This window comes from Gammaproteobacteria bacterium (genome assembly GCA_013001575.1).
In the GTDB taxonomy this organism is placed as follows: Bacteria; Pseudomonadota; Gammaproteobacteria; order Steroidobacterales; family JABDMI01; genus JABDMI01.
The window spans coordinates 1-3,790 of the sequence record JABDMI010000112.1; the positions used below are offsets into that span (position 1 = coordinate 1).

A 3,790-nucleotide genomic window follows, 5' to 3' on the forward strand; every position below is an offset into this window, starting at 1 on the left:
ATTTACTTGCTTGCAACAAGCAATATTAGTAAAATGGTGATTATCGAGTGTTATGTTATTTCGAGTTATATTCTATAACTAACTGTAATTATTAATTATGTCACAAACTGTTGAACGAAAATCTAACTCTGAACGCACGGATCTTTCAGATGCGATGATGCTGGAATCTGCGATCAGACTGATCGTAGAGAAAGGCAGCGACAAGACCACCCTCAAAGAAGTGGGTGAATTGGCCGGTTACAGTCGTGGCCTGGCGGGCTACCGTTTTGGTTCAAAGGCCGGATTATTCGAATTTATTGTGCGTTCGGTCGGTGAGCAATGGGTGGCCCGATTGTCTAAAGCCACCAAAGGTAAATCCGGTCTGGACGCGATTGCTTCGGCCCTGGATGAGCATGCCACCATGTGTCTGGAAGCCAGTGACAAAATACGAGCTTTCTATATTCTGTGGTTTGAATCCATCGGCGTGCAATCCAAGGTTAAAGTGGTGATCCATTCCATCCATGAACGTAGACGTCAGGATGTGGTCTCCTGGCTGAAAGATTCCGATCTGGATGAGAGCGTTTCCGCCCAAGACATCGCCGGTCAATTCAATGCCTCGGTGCTGGGTATCGCCTATCACTGGTTGGCCAATCCACAGGATCACGCCGGATTACTCAAATTGCATCAAAATCTGAAGCACAGCATGAGCCATTATTTTACCTAACCCACATTCTTCACCCCCCTTTTCATAATCCGCTTTCATCACGGTACACACCATGAACACTGTCGCCCAATTTACCAAACCCGAACACGTCGCAAATACAACTCCACTGCGATTTGTCACCGCCGCCAGTCTATTTGACGGCCATGATGCCTCGATCAATATCATGCGTCGCATTTTGCAATCGTCAGGCGTAGAGGTCATTCATCTGGCACATAATCGCTCGGTGAATGATGTGCTGCAAGCCGCCTTACAGGAAGACGTGGACGGCATTGCCATCAGCTCTTACCAGGGCGGACACGTTGAGTATTTTAAATACCTGATCGACCTGCTGAAAGAGAATAAGGCCGAACACATCAAAGTGTTTGGGGGTGGCGGTGGCGTGATCGTATTCGACGAGATCCAGGAGCTTGAAGCCTATGGCGTCGAACGCATCTACTCACCTCACACCGGACAAGAATTAGGCCTTCAGGGCATGATCGATGACATGCTGGAGCGTTGTCGTAAAGCCAGAAAACAGCCAAGACAATTACCGTCTCTGGAAACGGCTGATCTGCAAGATCCTGCGGTTCTGGCCCAGGCCTTAACCAAGGCCGAACTCGGTATTCTCTCCAGTGCCGACAAGACCTGGTTGGACGCACAACAACCCACAGTGCCGGTACTGGGTATCACCGGAACCGGGGGTGCGGGTAAATCGTCACTCACCGATGAAATCATCCGTCGCTTCCGACTTGATAGTAATGATCAGGTGAAGATTGCTGTGATCGCGATCGATCCAACCCGCCGTAAAACCGGTGGAGCATTGTTGGGTGATCGCATTCGTATGAACGCAATTTATCACCCCAATGTATTTATGCGTTCAATTGCCACACGTTCGTCACGCGGTGAAGTGCCGGAAAATCTCTCGGAAGTGATCGCCATTTGTAAAGCGTCGGGCTTTGATCTGGTCGTTGTGGAAACTCCGGGCATCGGTCAGGGTGACTCGGCCATTTCGCCTTATGTGGATACCTCGATGTATGTCATGACCCCGGAATTCGGTGCGGCCAGTCAGCTGGAAAAGATCGATATGCTGGACTTTGCCGACCTGGTGGTCATCAACAAGTTCGACCGCAAGGGCAGTGATGATGCCTTACGTGACGTTTCCAAACAAGTGCAACGCAATCAGGAAAAATGGTCCACACCACCCGAACAAATGCCGGTGTTTGGCAGCATCGCCTCACGTTTTAACGACGATGGAGTAACTGCGGCTTATCAACGTTTGGTGAGTATACTCAGAGAGCAGGGTTTAAAAGACTACGACTCGATCTTGCCCAAAGTGGACAATCGCTACTCCTCGGAAAAATCCATTATTGTGCCGCCCAAGCGCCAACGCTATCTGGCCGAAATATCGGAAACCGTGCGTGACTACCATGAAACTGCCGCGGCACAAGTTAAGCTCGCGCGTGAACGCCATCAACTGCAAGCGACTAAAACCATGTTGGGCGATGCCAATGAAAATGACAAGCTCGATACGTTGATCGCTGAACGTGAACAGGCTTTGACGAGTGAATCGCATCAGTTGTTGTCCGGTTGGACTCACCTGCAACAGGACTACACATCGGGTGAGAGCTATCAAACCACCCAAAGTTTGTCGGGAACCTTGATCCCCAAAGTCTCTATGCCGCAGTTTGAAGATCATGGCGAGATTTTAAAATGGTTATACAAAGACAATGTACCGGGTCGTTTCCCGTATACCTCAGGCGTATTTCCTTTTAAACGTAGTGGCGAGGATCCAGCCCGCATGTTTGCCGGAGAGGGCGATGCTTTCCGAACCAACCGCCGTTTCAAAAAACTATCCGAACACTCCGAGGCCAAACGACTGTCCACAGCCTTCGATTCGGTGACTCTGTACGGCTTTGATCCAGCCATACGACCGGATATATACGGCAAGATCGGGAATGCCGGTGTCTCCATCGCTACCCTGGACGACATGAAAGCCCTGTATGACGGATTCGACCTGTGTGATCCCAGTACATCGGTGTCGATGACCATCAACGGTCCTGCACCCACGATTCTTGCCATGTTCTTGAACACCGCCATCGACCAGCAAGTGGATAAATTTGTCGCTGATAACAATCGACAACCAAATTATGAGGAATACGCGTCCTTACGGGCCAATGCTTTAAGCAGTGTACGTGGAACCGTGCAGGCGGATATTCTGAAAGAAGACCAGGGTCAGAATACCTGCATTTTTTCTACCGAGTTCAGTCTACGCATGATGGGCGATATCCAGCAATATTTTATCGATAACAATGTGCGACGTTTTTATTCAGTGTCGATATCCGGATACCACATTGCCGAAGCCGGGGCGAATCCGATCAGTCAATTGGCCTTCACATTGTCGAATGGATTTACCTATGTTGAAACCTATCTGGCGCGCGGTATGCAGATAGATGATTTTGCCCCGAACCTGTCCTTCTTTTTCTCCAACGGTATGGATCCGGAATACACCGTGATGGGCCGGGTGGCGCGACGCATCTGGGCAACCACCATGCGTAACAAATACGGCGCCAATGCCCGAAGTCAGAAACTCAAATATCACATTCAAACCTCGGGGCGTTCATTACACGCCCAGGAAATGAATTTCAACGACATTCGCACAACCTTGCAGGCTCTGATCGCCATTTACGACAACTGTAACAGTTTGCACACCAATGCCTACGATGAAGCCATCACAACCCCCACCGACGAATCAGTGCGGCGTGCCTTAGCCATTCAACTGATCATTAATAATGAATTCGGTTTGGCTAAAAATGAAAACCCCAATCAGGGTGCTTTTATTATTGACGAACTCACCGATCTGGTGGAAGAAGCCGTGTTACAGGAGTTTGAACGCATCTCGGAACGCGGCGGTGTGCTTGGTGCGATGGAAACCGGATACCAGCGTGGCAAGATCCAGGAAGAATCAATGCTGTACGAGCATAAAAAACACGACGGCAGTTTGCCGATCATCGGCGTGAATACGTTCTTGTCACCTGAGCCAGAAGAAAATCCTCTGATCGAACTCGCACGTTCCACCGATGATGAAAAACAAAACCAGATCAAGCGCCT

At 49.6% G+C, this 3,790-nt stretch carries 2 protein-coding genes; both read left to right on the top strand.

All coding sequences use genetic code 11. The annotated features are described in order from the left end of the window. The first annotated feature begins 97 nt into the window (after nucleotides 1-97). A complete protein-coding gene (locus tag HKN88_09145) occupies nucleotides 98-703 on the top strand; it encodes a TetR/AcrR family transcriptional regulator (protein ID NNC98220.1) in 606 nt (201 codons plus the stop codon). Between the two features lie 52 nt (nucleotides 704-755). Then, nucleotides 756-3,790: methylmalonyl-CoA mutase family protein (locus HKN88_09150; GenBank protein ID NNC98221.1), on the top strand; the 3,035-nt coding region annotated here is incomplete at its 3' end.